The following is a 17,674-nucleotide window of genomic DNA, read 5'->3' as shown; positions in this document are numbered from 1 at the left end:
AAATTTGTGTATTTTTGGATGACGTTAATAATCCAGTTTTAACTAAAACAGATGGGCCAATGTTAAGACCATGGCATACCATTCTTCCCATAGACTTCGGGAATGAGCTGGCCGTTTACCAGCAGATCGCAGACGGTATTATTGCGGAAATCAAAAAGGGCCGCCTCAGGCCGGGTACGCCTTTACCCGGCAGCCGCGTGCTGGCAGACGACATCGGCGTGAACCGGAAAACCGTGGTGCTGGCCTATGAAGCACTGATCGCCGAAGGCTGGCTCGAAACCACCGGCAAACGGGGCACCTTTGTGTCGGGCGAACTGCCGCGCTTCAAAAACGAACCGCCGCGCACCGGTAGCAGCTTCGGGTTCAACGACTATCATACCATACAACCGATGCAGGGCTCCGTCACCGCCAACCTCATCGCGTTCAACGACGGCCTGCCGGACGTGCGCCTCGCCCCCATGGAAGAACTGGCCCGCGCCTACAAACGCATCTTCAAACAGAAAGCGCGCTGGCGGATGCTGGGATATGGCAGCGAAAAAGGGGAAGAAAGGCTGCGCCTGGCCTTGACGGCCATGCTTTCGCACAAAAGAGGCATGAATGTTCATCATAACGATATCTGCATCACGCGCGGCAGCCAGATGGCGCTCTACCTCACCGCCCACACGCTCATCAGCAACGGCGATACCGTTGCCATGGAATCGCCGGGTTACCTGCCCGCGTGGCAAACATTCGGTAAAGCCGGCGCAAAGCTGGTGCCGATTAAAGTGGACGATAAAGGGATGGTCATCGAAGAACTGGAACAACTCTGCAAATCGCGCCGCATCAAAGCGGTGTATGTCACCCCGCACCATCAGTTCCCTACTGCCGTGAGCATGAAAGTGGAGCGCAGGTTAAAACTGATCGAACTGTCCAATCGCTACGGATTCGCCATTATTGAAGACGATTACGATCACGAGTTTCACTTCGAGGCAAAAAGCCTGCTGCCTTTGGCGAGTAACGCGCACGCCGCCAATGTGATTTACATCAGCTCGCTCAGTAAACTGGTGGCGCCCGCCGTGAGAATAGGCTACGTTACCGGCCCGGCGGCTTTCATCCAATCGCTAGCCAGCCTGCGCTCGATCATCGACCGGCAGGGCGATACCATTATGGAACAGGCCATTGCGGAACTGATGGAAGAAGGCGCCATTAACCGCCACGCCAAACGCGCATTCGGTATTTATGGGGAAAGAAGGGAGTTGATGGACCAGTACCTGACCACCCATTTGTCGAAACGCGTCACCTATCAGAAACCGGAAGGAGGACTGGCCTTCTGGGTGCGCTTCAACCAACCCGTCGATACAGAAGAACTGCGCGGCAAACTGTTGAAAAAAGGTGTTTCCATTATGTCGACCGAGCGGTTTTCCTTTACCGGCGAGCCACTCAATGCGTTGCGGCTGGGATATGCGTCGCTGACGCAGACAGAACTGGAAGAAGGCATTAAAACGATTGCGACGGTCGTAAAGCGATAAAGAATTGGCTGCACAACAGAGTGCCTTCCCGGGCTGTAAAAGGTTTTCGGACGGATGATGCAAAGTGCTCCAATGACTGTAAGTATAAAAACGCGCATCGCAGGAACGGCCGAAACGATTTCAGGCGACAAAAAAAAGTATTACACTGCAAGACAATAATTGTAGAAAAATAAAAGAAACGCCCCACCGGAGTGATTGGATACAGTGCGAGGTTACAATGAACAATAGTATTGTACGATAAGGCGATGATTACTGAAAAAATAAAGGAAGTGCCCCATCGGGGTGATTGAACACAATGCGGGGTAACAATAAATAAAAGTATTGTACGATAAGACGATGATTACTGAAAAATAAAAGCAACACCTCATCAGAGTGATCGAACACAATGCGAGGTAACAATAAATAAAAGTATTGTACGATAAGACGATGATTACTGAAAAGTAAAAGAGGCGCCCCGGTGGGGCGCCTCCTCCAAATGGTTTGAAAGGCACAGCTATTTCAGGTCTTCAATGCCGGCGCCGTAGTTGATGTGCAATACGTTACCGGTAGGGGTTACCAGTGCCGGCACCGACTTCACACCCAGCTTTTCCGCCTCACCGATCTTTCCTTTATTTTCACCCAGGTGAATTACTTCCACTCCATCTTCCCCGATCAGTGAAATGATTTCCTGTTCAGCGGTCACACATACCGGGCAACCCGCATGATAAAACTTTGCTTTGCTCATAATGTTGTGTTTAGGCCACAAAACTACGTCGAAGCACAACGGGATGGCCCATCCAGAATTCAGCATTCCGGCCAAAAAAGGACCAGCGGGTTATTGGAGATATTGCTCTACCGGCATGCATTGAATCCCTTCCACCAGCCTGAATGAACTGGTCGTGTAAATCGCATCCACCTCGCTGATAACGGTGCCTTTGCTGAAAATACCATGACTGACAACCAGCACCACTGTTGCAGCCCCTTTATCTTTCAGCAGTTTCGCCGTACCGGCAAATGTTCCGCCACCATCGCAGATATCGTCCACAATAAAACAGGTTTGGCCGGAAAGGTCCGCTGCAGCTGTTTTGAAGCTGGTGAGCGCCCCGGTTTTCACATCGCGTTCTTTCATGCACTCCACCACATTTTCTATCTGCAGCGCCTGCGCCACCTTGTGAATCTTCTTCAAAGCCCCGGCGTCGGGAGATACCAGGCAGAACGGCGTTTTACCATGTTTGCTGAAATAATCGTCCAGCACATCCTGCACAAAAGCATGGTTGGTAACCGCATAAGAACGATCTATCAGCGCTGTGCTCACTTCGGAATGCGGATCGAATATTTTGATCTTCTTAAATCCGCCACCGTTCAGAATAGCCGCCACCACTTTCAGTGAAAAAGGCTCCCCGTCCAGCATCACACGGTCCATCCGCGCAGCCATCAGGTACGATACGTGCAGTTCGATATGTTCAAACTCCATGTAATCGAGTGTGTTTTTGACGAACAGCGCCAACAGCAGATCATTGGCATTGTTCAGACGGGTGAGTATCCTCAGCGGCGCCTTCCGGCCGGTTTGCGCTGCGCCCGCGGCATCGATCTTTACGTGCGGCTGGCCATCGGGGAACACCATTGCGGAAAACGGGATGTCCGATTGCGCGGGGTTTATCAGGTTGAATGTCGTCATAGTTTTCTATTGGAGTTTATCCCTGGTTTCCATTAATGCATAACCCAGCAGGTTTTCGCCTTTCCAACGCGTGGGATTCTCAACGTCTTTATGATCACCGGCCATGCCGATGCCCCATATCTTGTCGACAGGACTGGCCTCCACCAATACACGGTCCCCTGTGTTCAGCAAAAAAGCCAACAGATCCGCGTGTTGCGAAAATTTATGCAGGTTGCCTTCGACTACGGATTGATATTTGTTTTCGTCCCACAAGGCAGGCTCAAAGTTTTTGACCAGCCGGCCTATCTTTTTCGCTTCCGCCGGTGTTTTGGCCACCAGCACGCGCTGCAATGCTTCGTCATCTCCGAACAGACGCGCCTTTTCGGCCATCATCCAATGCTCTGCAGATGGATACAGTATCCCGTCGACAGTAAACGGCGACAGCCACCATTGACTAAAACAACTTTTGGTGACGGTTGCATCCTTTGAAGGCTGATGCCCCCAGAAAAAGAGAAACTTCAGTCTTTCCCCTGTATTATATTTTTCGATTAACCAGGTATTACTATAATTCATGTCAAATGCTTTACGCGCTTACCGTTTGCGCCTTGTTTTCATTTTTCTCCGACTGCTCTACATGTTCCTGCACGCGGGCCCTGATGTCGGCCAGCGTCCAGTCGGTAAGGAGGCGGCCGTCTTTAAACACCGTCTTCAGTTCACCCTGCGCTTCTTCTTCCCAGGTGCATTGGTCTTTCAGTTCGAGGCGGCCGGTGAGGGTGTTTTTGAACACCTGCATCAGCCCTTTCGCTGATTTCTTAGTGCCGTCGTCGGTTTTGGGGTCTTTAAAGATATCCCTGCCCACGCCGTTCACTTCACCGTAGGTGGCTTTCATCGCAAAACCAAACGTGTCACGGGTTACGTACTCGTAAGTATAAGAGCCGATGCCAAGCACCACGTTGTAGCTGGCGAATCCTTTTTGCTTCAGGCCTTCGAGTATGGCGAGCTGGCGTTCGGTGGTGATGCTGTCGCCGTAAATGAGGCCGATGTGCCCGTCGAGCAGTTTGTAACCCTGCGTGGTGATGGTGCCGCCGAAGGTTTCCCACATGCATTCGATCGCGCCTTTGTAAGCCGGACTTCCAACGGGTGCTGCATCGTCACCGACGATGATTTTCACGGGGTCGCCACTGTCGGGGCGGATCACCACTTTCCCATCGCGGGCAAGGATTTTGTCTTTCAGCGCCGGCAAAAACTCCGTGATCACCTGCCAGAAATCCCAGGTATCGCTTACGATCGAAACAATCCCACCCGGATACACCTGTGTGATCAGGCGTTCGAAGGTGTCGATCTCCGCATCCTGCGTGCCCATGCACATCACGCTGTGCTCTGTGGCCGCTACCGAACCGCCGATCAGTTCTTTTTCACAGTCCGCGTTGTAGAATGCTTCGAGGAAGTCGATGGCGGGAATGGTATCCGTTCCGGCGAAAGACAACAAGTGCCCCGCGCCGCTCATCACCGCATCTTCCACGCCGCTCATGCCTCGGAAGGAAAAGTCATGGCCCTGCCAGGGAATAAAACCTTTATCGTCCCCCACCGTTTCACGCGCATACCGCGTGAAAGTTTTCAGGTATTGAAAAGCCGTGGTGGCGGATGTACAGGGTTTCCAGAGAATGGCGCTCAGCAATGTTTCCAGCATATTGGTGAGCCAGAAAAATTCAGGCACCGTGTTTTTGATGGTGAAGATCGGCACACGCATGGGCACCAGGGAGCCTTCCGGCAGCGCCTTGATTTCAAGCGGCAGATAACCCAGGTCGTGCAGGTCTGTCATGTGCTGGTAGGTGATACTGTCTTTACCGAGGTAATTGTCGATTCGGCGTGCGTACTGGCGCAACACTTCTTCTTTCGGTTTTGAAAAGAAGTAATCATTAAACTGACGCACCAGGTATTCTTTTATAAAATACTGCAACCCGAAAAATACGATCTCGTCGATTTCAGGGTTCCGTGACTTCCGCGGGGTCAGATTGGAATAAACAAGCGTAGTGCCTTCCGGGTACTGGAATTTGTGCCCTACTTTATAGCCATCCTTCAATAATACGGGTGAAGTTGTCATAGTTAACTGATATTAAGTTGAAAATTATTCCGTTTCAGTTTTTTGTTGAATTTGTACAGTTCTGCGGGGCGGTTCTGCAATCCTTCGCGTTTGACGCCGGTATTGATGATGTATTCCGAATCCAGGATCTTCCGGCGGAAGTTCCTGCGGTCGATGCCGATACCCAGGATACATTCGTAGAGCTCGTGCAGCTCCGTCATGGTAAACTGTTCGTCGAGCAATTCGAACCCTACCGGGAAATACAGGATTTTAGAACGGAGGCGTTGTAGCGCAACGCCGAACATCTCTTTATGATCGAAACCCAGCGCCGGTAGTTTTTTAACGGGGAACCACCTGACGTCGTTGGCCATCTGACCGGCCACCACCTCGAATTTTTTCGGGTTGATGAGGGCGTAGTGCGCAACGGCCACCACCCTTCCCCGCGGGTCGCGCTGCGGGTCGTCGAAGGTATATAGCTGCTCGAGGTACACTTTGTCCATCCCCAGTTTGGTGGTGAGAATCCTGGAGCAGGCCTGCTGCAGGGTTTCTTCCATCTGCACGAATGCGCCGGGCAGGGTCCAGCAGTCTTTGAACGGCTCGGCCTTGCTGTTCAGCAGTAAAACGGACAAGGTGTTGTCATAATAACCAAACACCACCAGGTCTGCTGCAAGGGCGGGATTCTGATATGAAGAAAATGGTTTCATTATGTTTGCGTTATTATGACACAAAGTAAAATAAAGTTTCCGGTATGACCAAATTTTCCTTTATTCCGGGTAAAGATCGGGGTGGGCAAGAATTCATTGTTATCCACCGGTTTCCGTTCGTACCGGTAACAGAAGCTACGTCTATCGTATCAATGTCCTGATATCCATCGGAAAAAAACAGCTGCCGTAATCAGGCACATCGCAGGTTCTTCATTCGCACCGATACAAAAAGATCAGGCTACCGTATGAATGTCTCAATTCCTGATATACGCTGAAAAAGAAAGCAACTGTCGCAATCAGGCACATCGCAGGTTCTTCATTCGCACGGGTACAGAAAGATACGGCTATCGTATGAAAGTTTCAGTTCCTGGTATACGTTGAAAAAGAAAACGACTGCGGCAATCAGGCACGTCGGCAGGCTCTTCATTCGCACCGGTACAAAAAGATACGGCTATCGTATGAATGTCTCAATTCCTGGTATACGTCGAAAAAAAACGCCGCAATCAGGCACATCGCAGGCCCTTCATTCGCACCGGTACAGAAAGATCCGCTATCGTATCAATGCCGCAATTCCAGGTATACGTTGAAAAAGAAAGTACCTGCCGCAATCAGCCACATCGCCGCTACAGTGCGTTGTTTCACTATGGGTTTTACGTGGAAATAATGCATGATCTTCTCTTTCAGTAAAAAATACAGGAAAGCGGCGTTCAGCGCCAGGGAAAAGACTAACCAGATGTAGTCCGTTTTGAAAAAGGACTGCAATTTATAGGAATAATACCAGCCAATCAGCCCGTTCACCACGGCGAGGGTGCAGCCCAGCACGAGCAATATCCAGCCCCAGCGGTTCCTTTTGATCAGCAGGTAAATCAGGCAAGGCGTATAGGCGAACTGCAACAGGTAAAGCACATAACCACCCGGCAAACCGCCAAGGCCCTCATATTGCACCATCCTGACGAAGGCGACAGTGTTTTCGAAAAGTTTCCAGACATATTGCAACCCCACAACTGCGACGAATATTCTGATCCAGATGGCGGGCTTCACCTCTCCGCCAGGCTCCAGCACATGTTCCAGCGTTTCTTTCGCCTTCGTTTTGTAACCGTCGATTTTGTTGCGGCGGGCATGCGCTTTGTCGGCGTCCTCCAGGATGGCGGCAGAGGCCTCCGCTATTTCGGCCTCCGGCACCTGGCGGGCTGCCAGGATGCGCGCGGCGGCATCTACGGCCTGTGGGTCATAGGTATCGGGGTGGAGGGTGATTTGTAACAGTTCCGTTGTGCTGTAATCTTTGAATTGCAATGCGAAGTCAAAAGTCATCAATAGTGGTATTTTCAGTTGTCATAACAGGTTTCAGCCGGCGGTGCTGCCCCGCGGTATCAGCACGGAGGGAATGACCATCTCCGCTCCCTTTACATCCGTTCCCTTGATTGCCTTCAGCAGCAGGCTCGCAGCGGCGCGGCCCATTTCAAACGCGGGCTGGGTAATGGTGGTAAGGGAAGGATGCAGGATGGTGGCGATTTCAAGGTTAGAAAAACAAACCACTTTAACGTCGCGGGGAATCTGCAGGCGGAGATCGTTGCAGGCCTGGTATACGGTGGTGGTCAGTTTTTCAACGGAAGCCACGATGCCGTCCGGTTTCGGCGCTTTGCGCAGCAGGATTTTTTTTACGGCCCGGTAGTTCTCGGCCGGGTCGTTGGTACAGGCAACGATATTGTTTTCGGTGCATTTGAGGCGGTGATCGGCCAGGGCCTGCCGGTAACCCTCCATCCGGCGGTTGCTGATGGAAAGGCTCTTGGAAATGCCCAGGTATACGATTTCCCGGCAGCCTTTTTCGATCAAATGGGCGGTGGCGGCGTACCCGCTTTCGAAATCGTTCGTCACGATGCGGGGGGCTTGTACTTCTTCCAGCACCCGGTCGAAAAACACCACCGGCACGTCCTGCTCGGTCAGGCTGCGGATATGGTCGCCGTTCAGGGTTTCGCGGGATACGGACATCAGCACCCCGTCTACCCGCCCGCTCTGGAACTCGTTCAGAATCAGCTGTTCGTTATCAAACTGTTCGTGCGTCAGGCAAATAAGCACATGGTAGCCCATCGCTTTCATCACGGATTCTATCCCGTTGATGGCCAGTGAGAAAAAACTGTCCGCCACCTCCGGCACCACCACCCCGATGGTGCGGCTCTTTTTGCCCCGCAGGCTGCTGGCATACGGATTGGGCTTGTAGTTGAGGGTGGCCGCCAACGCCAATACGCGCTGCTTGGTTTCAGCACTTATTTCGTAACTGTCGCGCAGCGCCTTGGAAATGGTAGACACCGATAAATTCAACTCCCGGGCCAGCGCCCTGATCGTAACTTGCTTCATGCAGACGAAAACGGTTTCGTAAATAAAACTACTGCTATTCTGGAAAGAATCTGCAAAAAAACTGATATTTAGGAAAGTCGCTCACCGTAAATTTCACGTCATGGACACCCGACAAAACAATTTCACCGCTAAAGAAATCAATCCGCTGAACAGCCTCGACGAATGGGAAGACGCCGTACTGGAACGGTACCCCGAACCGGGCGCCATCGCCAAAGAAAAAACCGAGGCCGAATTCCGCAACTATGACACCCCTCAAAGGGATACGGTGAGGGAGTTCTACCGCCTCAATCATACTTACCAGACCTACGATTTTGTGCAGGAAAAGCGCGCCGCCTACCTGTCTTTCGATAAAAAAGAAATGCCGGTATGGGAAGCGTTCGACTTCCTGAACCAGCTGGTCGACGATTCCGACCCGGATACGGATCTCGACCAGTTCCAGCATCTGCTGCAAACGGCAGAAGCCATCCGGGCAGACGGGCACCCCGACTGGATGGTGATGGTGGGCCTGATGCACGATATGGGCAAGGTGCTATGCCTTTTCGGTGAGCCCCAGTGGGCCGTGGTAGGCGATACTTTCCCCGTGGGATGCGCCTATTCCGATAAGATCGTCTATCCCGAGTTCTTCAAAAACAACCCGGACTTCAACAATCCAAAATACCAGTCCCGGCTGGGCGTGTACACCGAAAACTGCGGCCTGCGCAACGTGCATATGTCGTGGGGGCACGATGAATACGTGTACCAGATGATGAAAGACCATCTGCCGGAGCCGGCGCTGTATATGCTGCGCTATCACTCGTTTTACGCCTGGCACCGCGAAGGCAGCTACGACTACCTGCTCGATGACCACGACCGCGAGATGCTCAAATGGGTGAAACTGTTCAATCCGTACGACCTCTATTCAAAATGCCCTGTGCCTCCGGACTGGAAACAGCTCCGGCCGTATTATGAAGACCTGGTGGCAAAATATCTCCCGCGTACATTAAAATTCTGATCGTTACATTTAGCCAGGCCTGATTCCACTGCGTATGAATAAACTGCAAGCTGCGGATTACATTGTATTTTTTATCTATTTCTTTGCCATTGCAGCCTATGGGTATTACGTGTACCATAAAAAGAGGAATGCATCTGCCAGCGCCAGCGAATTTTTCCTGGCTGAAGGCTCGCTGACCTGGTGGGCCATCGGCGCATCGCTGATCGCGTCCAACATTTCGGCGGAGCATTTCATCGGCATGTCGGGCTCCGGCTTTGCCCTCGGGCTGGCCATTTCCACATATGAATGGATGGCAGCCGCCACCCTCATTATCGTGGCCATATTTTTTATCCCGCTCTATCTCAAGAACAGGATCTTTACGATGCCCCAGTTCCTGGCCAAGCGGTACAACGACAAGGTGAGCACCGTGATGGCCGTATTCTGGCTGCTGGTATATGTTTTTGTGAACCTGACCTCCATCATTTATCTCGGCGCCCTGGCCATCGCTTCCATCTCCAATATTTCGTTCGAATGGTGCATTGCCGGGCTCAGCATTTTTTCGGTGATCGTAACGCTGGGCGGGATGAAAGTAATCGGGTACACCGATGTGATCCAGGTGCTGGTGCTGATCGTCGGCGGGCTGGTCACCACCTACCTCGCGCTGTCGCTGCTGGCGGACCATTTCGGGTATGGCGGCAATATCCTCAAAGGTTTGTCCGTATTAAGAAAAGAAGCGCCCACCCACTTCCATATGATATTCGACAAGAGCAATCCTTATTACAAGGATCTGCCCGGCTTGTCTGTGCTTATCGGCGGGATGTGGATCAACAACCTCGCGTATTGGGGTTGCAATCAGTACATCACGCAACGCGCGCTGGGCGCCGATCTGAAAACGGCCCGCAAAGGCATTCTCTTTGCCGCTTTCCTGAAACTGCTCGTACCCGTGATTGCCGTGCTGCCCGGTATCGTGATGTATGTGCTGCACAAAAACGGCCTGTTCGCCCAGGAAATGCGCGACGCCAACGGCGTGCTGAAGCCGGACCATGCGTACCCCACGCTCATGAACCTGCTGCCGCCGGGACTGAAAGGCGTGGCCTTCGCCGCGTTAACGGCCGCCATCGTAGCCTCCCTCGCCGGAAAAGCCAACAGTATCTCCACGATTTTTTCGCTGGACATCTATAAAAAATACTTCAACAAAAACGCTTCCGAAAGGCAACAGGTGCTGATCGGCCGGTGGGCGGTGGTGATTGCCATGCTGCTGGCCGCCATCGTAACGCCGGCGCTGCGCTCGCTCGACCAGGCGTACCAGTTCATCCAGGAATATGTGGGCTTTATTTCGCCGGGTGTGCTGGCTATCTTCCTGATGGGGTTCTTCTGGAAACGCACTACGGCCGGAGCCGCCATGACGGCTGCACTGCTGACGATCCCCATTTCCACGGTACTGAAGTTCCTGCCGGTATGGACAAGCGGCGCGTTCCCGGATTTCCCGTTCCTCGACAGGATGAGCATTACGTTTGTGGTACTTATCGTGCTCATGACCGTCATCAGTCTGACGAAACCCGCACCGGCAAAACCGGTCATCGAAATAGACACGAAGATGTTCCGCACCTCGCCGGGATTCATCGTGGGGTCCATCATTATCGTCGGAATTCTAACGGCGCTGTACACCGTATTCTGGTAGCGGCTATCGCTTGCCGCGAATCATCACGCTCATTTTACATATAACTATCGCAAGGCAGGTAATTTCCCCGGGGCACTCCACCCGTCATCGCACCGTGCGCAGTTCCCTTGCCGAAAGGCGAGCCCATTGGGCGTGCAGTTTTCTGACGTATCGCGGGTGTAATTCAATTTCATCTTTTGCGGCCTGGAACTGCGCCGCCGCTTCCTGCGGGCGGTTGAGCTGCTTCAGCAGCAGGCCGTACCGGTAACGCCCTTCGAGCGAGTGATGCAGGCGGATGATGCGTTTATATTCTTCTTCCGCCTTCTCTGTTTCCTGCATGCCTTCCAGCGCCCGCGCCAGCAGCAGCTCATCGTCCGGGTTGTTCATCCGGTTTTTGATGCCCAGTACTTTCTGAAAATTTTCCGCGCTTTCTGCAAACCGGCCGCTATGGAACTGCATCCTGGCCAGCGGCAGGATGATGCCCGCATCGTTGGGGCGCAGTTGCAGGCAGGCTGTGGCCTGGGCCATCGCCTCATCGTACCGTTTGAGCAACATGAGCTCTTCGGCCAGGTTCATTTTGTTGGTGATGGTATCCGAAATGCGTACGCGCCGCTCCAGGTCGCGGAGGCGGGCGTTCGGGAAAAAGAGGCGCTGCAGGTTTTCCCAGAATACGCCGCGGTTGATCTCGGGCAGCATCTCTTTGATGAAATACGCCACCGCACCGGCAACCGGTAAAAAGAGAATGATGTAAATCCAGTCGCGGCGACCGGTTTTGAGGGCATGCACAATACAGAACACCTGGGCTATCCCAAACAAATAATAATAGTTATTCCACCACGGAAAGGGCATAGGTATGATGAGGTTTAAGACCATGCCAAATTAATCAAATCCGGCCAGGATTCAAAGTGCCGGCCCGCTTCCCTGCGCGAGCAGCCGGCGGATAACCGCTAAGTGGCTGAATAGCACCAGCGGCACGATGCAGCCGGGCAACCACACAAAAGGGAAATACAACACACCCCGGTTGGGCTGGTCGAACGCCAGTTGCTGGAAAGGGGTGGGCGCGGATAAGATGGCGTGTATCACGATGTTCAGCAGCAGGGCCAGGCAAATGAAATTCCAGGCGAGCAGCACGCTTTTGGGGAGCCGGTGCCGCATGTATCCGAAGATGGCAACGAGCGGGGCAGTGAGGCCGCTGAGGATATCCGGGTTGCGGCCTTCGAACGTCATCAGCTGCGGCACCAGTTGCTGCAGGCACAGCCAGTACAATACCAGCTCCACGGGCACCCGCACCACATGCAGCCAGGTGAGCCGGCTGTCGCTGAACGTATCCATCCAGGCCCTTCCCTGTTTTGTCAGGAAAATGAGGAGAATGGTCAGCAGGGGCGGGAGCACCAGCAAAAGAAAACGCGGCGGCAGGGTGTTGGTAACGGTGTAAAAGCCGGTAGCGGCAACGGCGCCCTGAAGCGCCAGCCAGCCTGCTAACACAATCAACGCCGCTTTGCTGCGGGTTGCACGGTAAAATAACCATACGGCCACGAAAGTGGCGAGCACAAAGGTAACAGGTATGTACAGGGGCATGGCAGGCATCACTGCGGATTTATAACGGAATATACGCCTTCGCCGCCTGTTTTTTCCTGACGCCGGTCATAAAAAAGCTGCTATCGCGCTTGCATGGGCATAAAAATGCTGCTAACTTGTCCGGCACTCAAATCGATTCAATCCTTTTTCCATGACACTACAGATTTTCAGGCGCTGCCTTCGCCCGGCGCTGTTTTTATGGGCCATGCTGCACGCCCTTTCCATCAACGCCCAGCAGAAATATACTCCGCCTGCACTCAGCGCGGCCGACTCCTGGTCGATGATACTGGTGCCGGACCCGCAGACCTATAACAAATTCAGCCGCAACCAGCCGCTGTTCGAGCTTATGACACAGTGGATCGCGGAGAGCATCGATTCGCTGAAAATAAAGCTGGTACTGTGTACCGGCGATCTCGTTGAACAGAATGAATTCATCAACCCGGACGGCAAGGTGGGGAACCAGCCCAGCAAAAGACAATGGGAAGCCGTTGCCCGCGCATTCAGCCACCTCGACGCCAGAGTGCCCTACATCGCCGCCACCGGCAACCACGACTACGGCTACAAAAGCGCTGAAATCCGCATCACCCGCTACAATGAATACTTCCCGGTAGATAAAAACTTCCTGACGCAGAAAATGCTGCGGGAGGTAACCCTGAACGGACAAGGCATTCCCACCATGGAAAACGCCGCCTTCGAATTCACCTCCCCGCACGGTAAAAAAATGCTCGTGCTGAACCTCGAGTTCGCGCCCCGCGATACCGTACTGACGTGGGCGGCGGAGGTGGTCAACCAGCCGAAATACAAGGAGCATTTTGTGATCGTGCTGACCCACTCCTACCTCAATGCACAGAACGAACATATCGTCAGCGAAAAATATCTGCTGAAGGACCGTAACTACGGCGCCGCCATCTTTGACAAACTGATCAAACCTTCAAAGAATATCCGCATGGTGTTCGGTGGGCACATCGGTGCACCGGACGATCCAAAGGCGCACCTGGCTTTCCGGACCGACCTGAACGCGGCCGGCAAAAAAGTGCACCAGATGGTGTTTAACGCGCAGGCGCTGGGCGGCGGATGGTTTGGCAACGGCGGCGACGGATGGTTGCGGATACTGGAGTTTACGGCCAACAATACGGTGAAAGTGAAAACCTTCTCTCCCCTGTTCGCGATTTCTCCCACCACCCGGCAATTCGCCTGGAGAACGGCGGACTACGACCAGTTTGAAATAAAACTCGACTAAACGCACGCGCATAAAAAAAACGGGTGTTCCGCTATGCAGGACACCCGTTTTTTTATCGGTCGTGATACGCTATTTCTTCCGGCACTGCTGCAACGTCCATTTCACCAGGTCGTCCGCCGCAGCAGCATTCTGATAATCCGCAGGTATCCTGGTGCCATCCGTATATTCATTGTACAGCCAGGGGTCGCCCACGGCAAACACCGTTCCCTTCCCCACTTTCGATACGGCGACGATCACATCATCCCCTATCTTCACCATGGCCTTTGCGGGTGGCTTCACGTCCAGTATGCTGAGCTCCTTCAGGTACACTTTTTTAACAGAGGGGAAGATGGCGTGTCCTTCAGGGATGAGCACCGATCCGGTCCGATAATCCTTTCCTTTCACCATATTCCTGCTGCGGTTGCTGAAGGTAATCCCGAATGCCTGCGACAACCGGCTGAAATGCGCCAGTTCCGCATTGGCGCTGTCGTTGCCCATCAGCAGCAATACGCCGCCTTTTTTCACCCATTCTACGATGGCCTTGATATCGGTACCGGACACCAGATGCGGTGCAGGATTTTCTTTGGCATTGTCAGGATCCACGATGATGTACACATCCGCATGTTGCAGGCTGGCTGCGGTAGGCGGACCATACAATGTGGCCGTGTCCGCCCCCTGCTGCAAAAACTTTCCACCTAATATGGAAAAGCCGCTCATGGCCGTTTCCTCCCATTTGTAATGCCAGGAATACGGTTTACCGGCCGCATCTTTTTTGATCTCGTTGTTGAAATAACTGTCGAGCACCACTTTTTGCGCGGCCGCGCCAAGGGAGGCCAGTAACAGTATGGCGGAAAGGACTGCTTTCATATTTGTATCGGTTGAGAACAGTCAAAATACGATGGATTCCCCGGAAACGCAAACGTTTGCAGTCACTCAATGCTGCATTTCAGGTATCAATTCCGGCGATTCAGCGGAAAGTGCTCGTCCGGGCACGGTGAGGGTGATAGTTTTGCATGGTTACCCCGGGGCCCCTGCCCCGCCTGCGAACATTGATCTAAATAACTTCAGGATGAAAAAATTCTTCTACGCCGTGCTCTTATGCACGTTCATGGCTCCGCTGGCGCTTCCGGCGCAAACACCTTTGCCATACTGGACGGTAGAAACCGGCCGCACGCCCCATCCTTACACCATCATCCGGTTTTATTCCGCCGGTCATGAGCAGCTGATGGAAAGGAAAATAGAAGGCAAAACGCTGCACATCTGCCGCAAACAGGTGCGCCGCCAGCTCAACTATGAACTTGAAAAGTTTTTGCGGCAGCAGCCCTCACCGGCGCTGGCGTTTTTCAATGTGTATTGATAACAGCCCGGCATGCACGTCGTGCCCATTGATTGCGGACTACTGCCGGAGGTATAAGTGTTGCCGAATTTCCCGGCAGGCACCCCGGTAGCCATATACCATGCCGCTGTTTACTGTTTCTTCACATGCCAGATCGTATTCGCCGCATCATCGGCCACCAGCAGGGAACCATCGGGTAAAATGGCCAGGCCCACCGGCCGGCCATACACTTCGCTGGCGCCTGCATTGGCGATAAACCCGGTCAGGAAATCTTCCGGCTGGCCGGGTCTGTTATTGGAGAAAGGCACGAATACCACCTTATAGCCGGATAATTGCGCCCGGTTCCACGACCCTCTCTGCCCCACAAACGCGCCGTTGTGGTATTTGGCAGGGAAACTCCGGCCCTTGTAAAAAACGAGGCCTAATGAAGCCGTATGTGCCCCCAGCGCACGGTCAGGCGTAATCGACTTTGCTTTCAGGGTAGAATCCGGACTGGTGAGGCGCGGGTCTTCATGATGGCCCCAGTAATACCATGGCCAGCCATAAAAGCCGCCATCCCGCACACTGGTGAGGTAGTCGGGCACGAGGTCATCTCCCAGGTTATCGCGCTCGTTTACCACGGTGTAAAGCGTATTGGTGCCGGGCGCCCAATCCATGCCCACAGGGTTACGCAAGCCGGACGCAAAGATGCGCTCCCCGCTGCCGTCGGGGTTTATTTCAAGAATGGCGGCGCGGCGGGCTTCATACGCGATGCCGTGTTCTCCCACATTACTGCCGGAGCCTACACTTACATATATTTTGGATCCATCCGCGTTCGCCACGATGTTGCGCGTCCAGTGATTATTATATCCGCCGGCAGGCAGGGTGAGGATTTGTTTGCCTTTCCCCGCAGGCTTCTTTCCCTTTTCGTACGGGAACACCAGCAGGGCGTCCGTATTGGCGACGTAAAAATTATTGCCCAGCACCAGCATCCCGAAGTTGGAGTGCAGGTTTTCCAGGAAGGTTTCCCTTGTTTCCGCCTTGCCATCGAGATCGGCATCCCGCAACAAGGTAATGCGGTCGGCACTGCCGCTGCCGCTTTCAGACCTGGCTTTACCGCTGATCACCGCTTCTGCTTTTTTGGCGAGGTTCTGTTTCTTTTTGGCTTCGGCCACCAGCACGTCCCCGTTTGGCAGTACGTAGAGCCACCTCGGGTTACGCAGGCTGTCGGCAAACTTCGTGACCACAAACCCCTCGGGGGCCACCGGTTTTTTCCCATCGGGCCAGCCTATTACTTTGCTGAAATTCCTCACGGTGTCGGTCGCATACGGCTCGGGCAGCGAATCGACGTGAGCCGGGGCCTCCTGGGCAAGGGCAGTACTGTCTTCCTTTGCCGGCGTTTTTTGACCGGCGTTGTTGCATGCCGCCAGCGAACATATGGTGAGTATAAAAAGGGACTGTTTCATAAGACGATGGTTTAATGGTATAAGTGCCCACAAGGATGTTGCCAAAAAAAGTCAAAAACAAAGACGGCATTATTGTTGTTTTAACAGGAACTAAACCTCTATCTACATGGAAATCAAATCCTCCACGAAGTACTTTGCCGAATTGATCGGCACTTTTTCATTAGTATTGTTTGGTTGCGGTGCAGCCGTTGTTGCAGGTGTTTCAGCCAGCGGACCGGCCGGCCTGGGCCTCCTGGGCATCTCTTTCGCCTTCGGCCTGGCCGTGGTGGTGATGGCCTACGCCATCGGGGGTATTTCCGGCTGTCACATTAACCCTGCCATCACCGTAGCAATGCTGACGGCCGGTAAAATCAAGTCCGGCGAAGCAGTGGGCTACATTGTTTCCCAATTTATCGGCGCTACCCTCGCAGCCGGGGTATTATACCTGCTGCAATCCGGCAGCCCGGGCTGGGAACTGGGAGAATACGCCCTCGGTTCCAACGGATGGGGCGAAGGTTATGGCGGCGGGTACAATATTACCAGCGCTTTCCTCGCCGAGGCCGTGTTTACATTCCTGTTCCTTTTCGTGATTTTCGGCACCACTTCGAAGTGGGGTAACGGCACCATGGCCGGTCTTGCCATCGGCGTCACCCTGGTATTGGTGCACATGGTGTGCATCCCCATCACCGGTACTTCCGTAAACCCGGCCAGAAGTTTCGGTCCGGCGCTGTTTGCCGGCGGCAAAGCGCTGCAGCAGCTGTGGCTGTTTATTGTCGCCCCGCTCGTGGGAGGCATCGCCGCGGCCATTGTGTGGCGGGTACTGGAGAAAAAACCGTAATTCCATCGCTAAGGCTCCATGTACCAGGGTGTTAACCTGGTGCAGGGGCTGCGCCATCCAATTTCAAATAAAAGAGGGAAATGACGCCCTCAAACCCGCCACCAGCCAAACAATCAGAAAAACGGCCCACGCCAGGCGGGTGTTTGCACGGTGTTCAACGAACCTTCAACGAAGGACCAACGAACCTCCAACGAAGGATCAACTTTCCGGTGATCCTTCGTTGATCACCCAGGGAAGCTTCGTTGAAGCTTCGTTCAAACAGGCCCAATCAGGGCTTCCACCCCTTAAAAAAGGGCATATGGCAAAACCTGATGAGGCTGGGACCAATTATAAAAAAGGCTGGCCAGTGTAAAACCGGCCAGC

General features: G+C 53.4%; 17 protein-coding genes. 6 read left to right on the top strand and 11 right to left on the bottom strand.

The features are described from left to right. Positions 1 to 59: 59 nt before the first annotated feature. Positions 60 to 1,508: a MocR-like pyridoxine biosynthesis transcription factor PdxR gene (gene pdxR / locus EGT74_RS10645; RefSeq protein WP_123846487.1), complete on the top strand. Its 1,449-nt coding sequence runs from the start codon at positions 60 to 62 to the stop codon at positions 1,506 to 1,508. A gap of 493 nt (positions 1,509 to 2,001) precedes the next feature. On the opposite strand, the gene EGT74_RS10640 is transcribed toward pdxR, so the two are convergent. The 7 genes from EGT74_RS10640 to EGT74_RS10610 form a co-directional block, all read right to left on the bottom strand. After that, positions 2,002 to 2,232, bottom strand: a complete 231-nt coding sequence (locus EGT74_RS10640; protein WP_123846486.1) for a thioredoxin domain-containing protein — start codon at positions 2,230 to 2,232, stop codon at positions 2,002 to 2,004. A 90-nt stretch (positions 2,233 to 2,322) separates the two neighbouring features. Further along, positions 2,323 to 3,165, bottom strand: coding sequence for a ribose-phosphate diphosphokinase (prs, locus tag EGT74_RS10635; RefSeq protein ID WP_123846485.1), 843 nt, complete (start codon positions 3,163 to 3,165; stop codon positions 2,323 to 2,325). A gap of 6 nt (positions 3,166 to 3,171) precedes the next feature. Next, entirely contained in the window at positions 3,172 to 3,717 is a 546-nt protein-coding gene (locus tag EGT74_RS10630; RefSeq protein ID WP_123846484.1) for an NADAR family protein, read from the bottom strand. 10 nt (positions 3,718 to 3,727) lie between these two features. Next, entirely contained in the window at positions 3,728 to 5,248 is a 1,521-nt protein-coding gene (locus EGT74_RS10625; protein WP_123846483.1) for a nicotinate phosphoribosyltransferase, read from the bottom strand. A gap of 2 nt (positions 5,249 to 5,250) precedes the next feature. Further along, positions 5,251 to 5,931, bottom strand: a complete 681-nt coding sequence (locus EGT74_RS10620; RefSeq protein WP_123846482.1) for an NUDIX hydrolase — start codon at positions 5,929 to 5,931, stop codon at positions 5,251 to 5,253. A 558-nt stretch (positions 5,932 to 6,489) separates the two neighbouring features. Next, complete coding sequence (locus EGT74_RS10615; protein ID WP_123846481.1) at positions 6,490 to 7,242, bottom strand: hypothetical protein; 753 nt, start codon at positions 7,240 to 7,242, stop codon at positions 6,490 to 6,492. Positions 7,243 to 7,275: 33 nt separating this feature from the next. Then, positions 7,276 to 8,286: a LacI family DNA-binding transcriptional regulator gene (locus EGT74_RS10610; protein WP_123846480.1), complete on the bottom strand. Its 1,011-nt coding sequence runs from the start codon at positions 8,284 to 8,286 to the stop codon at positions 7,276 to 7,278. 100 nt (positions 8,287 to 8,386) lie between these two features. On the opposite strand from EGT74_RS10610, the gene EGT74_RS10605 reads away from it, so the two are divergent. Then, positions 8,387 to 9,277, top strand: a complete 891-nt coding sequence (locus EGT74_RS10605) for an inositol oxygenase family protein (protein WP_123846479.1) — start codon at positions 8,387 to 8,389, stop codon at positions 9,275 to 9,277. A gap of 34 nt (positions 9,278 to 9,311) precedes the next feature. Further along, a complete protein-coding gene (locus EGT74_RS10600; RefSeq protein WP_123846478.1) occupies positions 9,312 to 10,937 on the top strand; it encodes a sodium/sugar symporter in 1,626 nt (541 codons plus the stop codon). 84 nt (positions 10,938 to 11,021) lie between these two features. Here EGT74_RS10600 and EGT74_RS10595 read toward each other — a convergent pair whose 3' ends face one another. Further along, positions 11,022 to 11,732: a tetratricopeptide repeat protein gene (locus tag EGT74_RS10595; RefSeq protein ID WP_158618088.1), complete on the bottom strand. Its 711-nt coding sequence runs from the start codon at positions 11,730 to 11,732 to the stop codon at positions 11,022 to 11,024. Positions 11,733 to 11,816: 84 nt separating this feature from the next. Beyond that, the gene (locus EGT74_RS10590) at positions 11,817 to 12,503 is read right to left on the bottom strand and encodes a hypothetical protein (RefSeq protein ID WP_123846476.1); all 687 of its coding nucleotides are present in this window, start codon (positions 12,501 to 12,503) and stop codon (positions 11,817 to 11,819) included. A gap of 142 nt (positions 12,504 to 12,645) precedes the next feature. Between EGT74_RS10590 and EGT74_RS10585 the strand changes: the two genes are divergently transcribed. Further along, on the top strand, positions 12,646 to 13,734 hold the full coding sequence (locus EGT74_RS10585; protein WP_220392837.1) for a metallophosphoesterase: 1,089 nt from the start codon (positions 12,646 to 12,648) through the stop codon (positions 13,732 to 13,734). A 69-nt stretch (positions 13,735 to 13,803) separates the two neighbouring features. Here EGT74_RS10585 and EGT74_RS10580 read toward each other — a convergent pair whose 3' ends face one another. Next, entirely contained in the window at positions 13,804 to 14,580 is a 777-nt protein-coding gene (locus EGT74_RS10580) for a DUF4350 domain-containing protein (RefSeq protein ID WP_123846475.1), read from the bottom strand. A 202-nt stretch (positions 14,581 to 14,782) separates the two neighbouring features. Between EGT74_RS10580 and EGT74_RS10575 the strand changes: the two genes are divergently transcribed. Continuing rightward, positions 14,783 to 15,070, top strand: coding sequence for a hypothetical protein (locus EGT74_RS10575; protein WP_123846474.1), 288 nt, complete (start codon positions 14,783 to 14,785; stop codon positions 15,068 to 15,070). 110 nt (positions 15,071 to 15,180) lie between these two features. Here the strand turns inward: EGT74_RS10575 and EGT74_RS10570 are convergent, their stop codons facing one another. Beyond that, positions 15,181 to 16,494: a PQQ-dependent sugar dehydrogenase gene (locus EGT74_RS10570; RefSeq protein ID WP_123846473.1), complete on the bottom strand. Its 1,314-nt coding sequence runs from the start codon at positions 16,492 to 16,494 to the stop codon at positions 15,181 to 15,183. A 106-nt stretch (positions 16,495 to 16,600) separates the two neighbouring features. Here EGT74_RS10570 and aqpZ point away from each other — a divergent pair, with 106 nt between their 5' ends. Further along, a complete protein-coding gene (aqpZ, locus tag EGT74_RS10565; protein ID WP_123846472.1) occupies positions 16,601 to 17,311 on the top strand; it encodes an aquaporin Z in 711 nt (236 codons plus the stop codon). The last annotated feature ends 363 nt before the right edge of the window (positions 17,312 to 17,674 follow it).

Source organism: Chitinophaga lutea (genome assembly GCF_003813775.1).
Lineage (GTDB): Bacteria > Bacteroidota > Bacteroidia > Chitinophagales > Chitinophagaceae > Chitinophaga > Chitinophaga lutea.
This window is presented reverse-complemented; position numbering and strand designations above follow the sequence as displayed.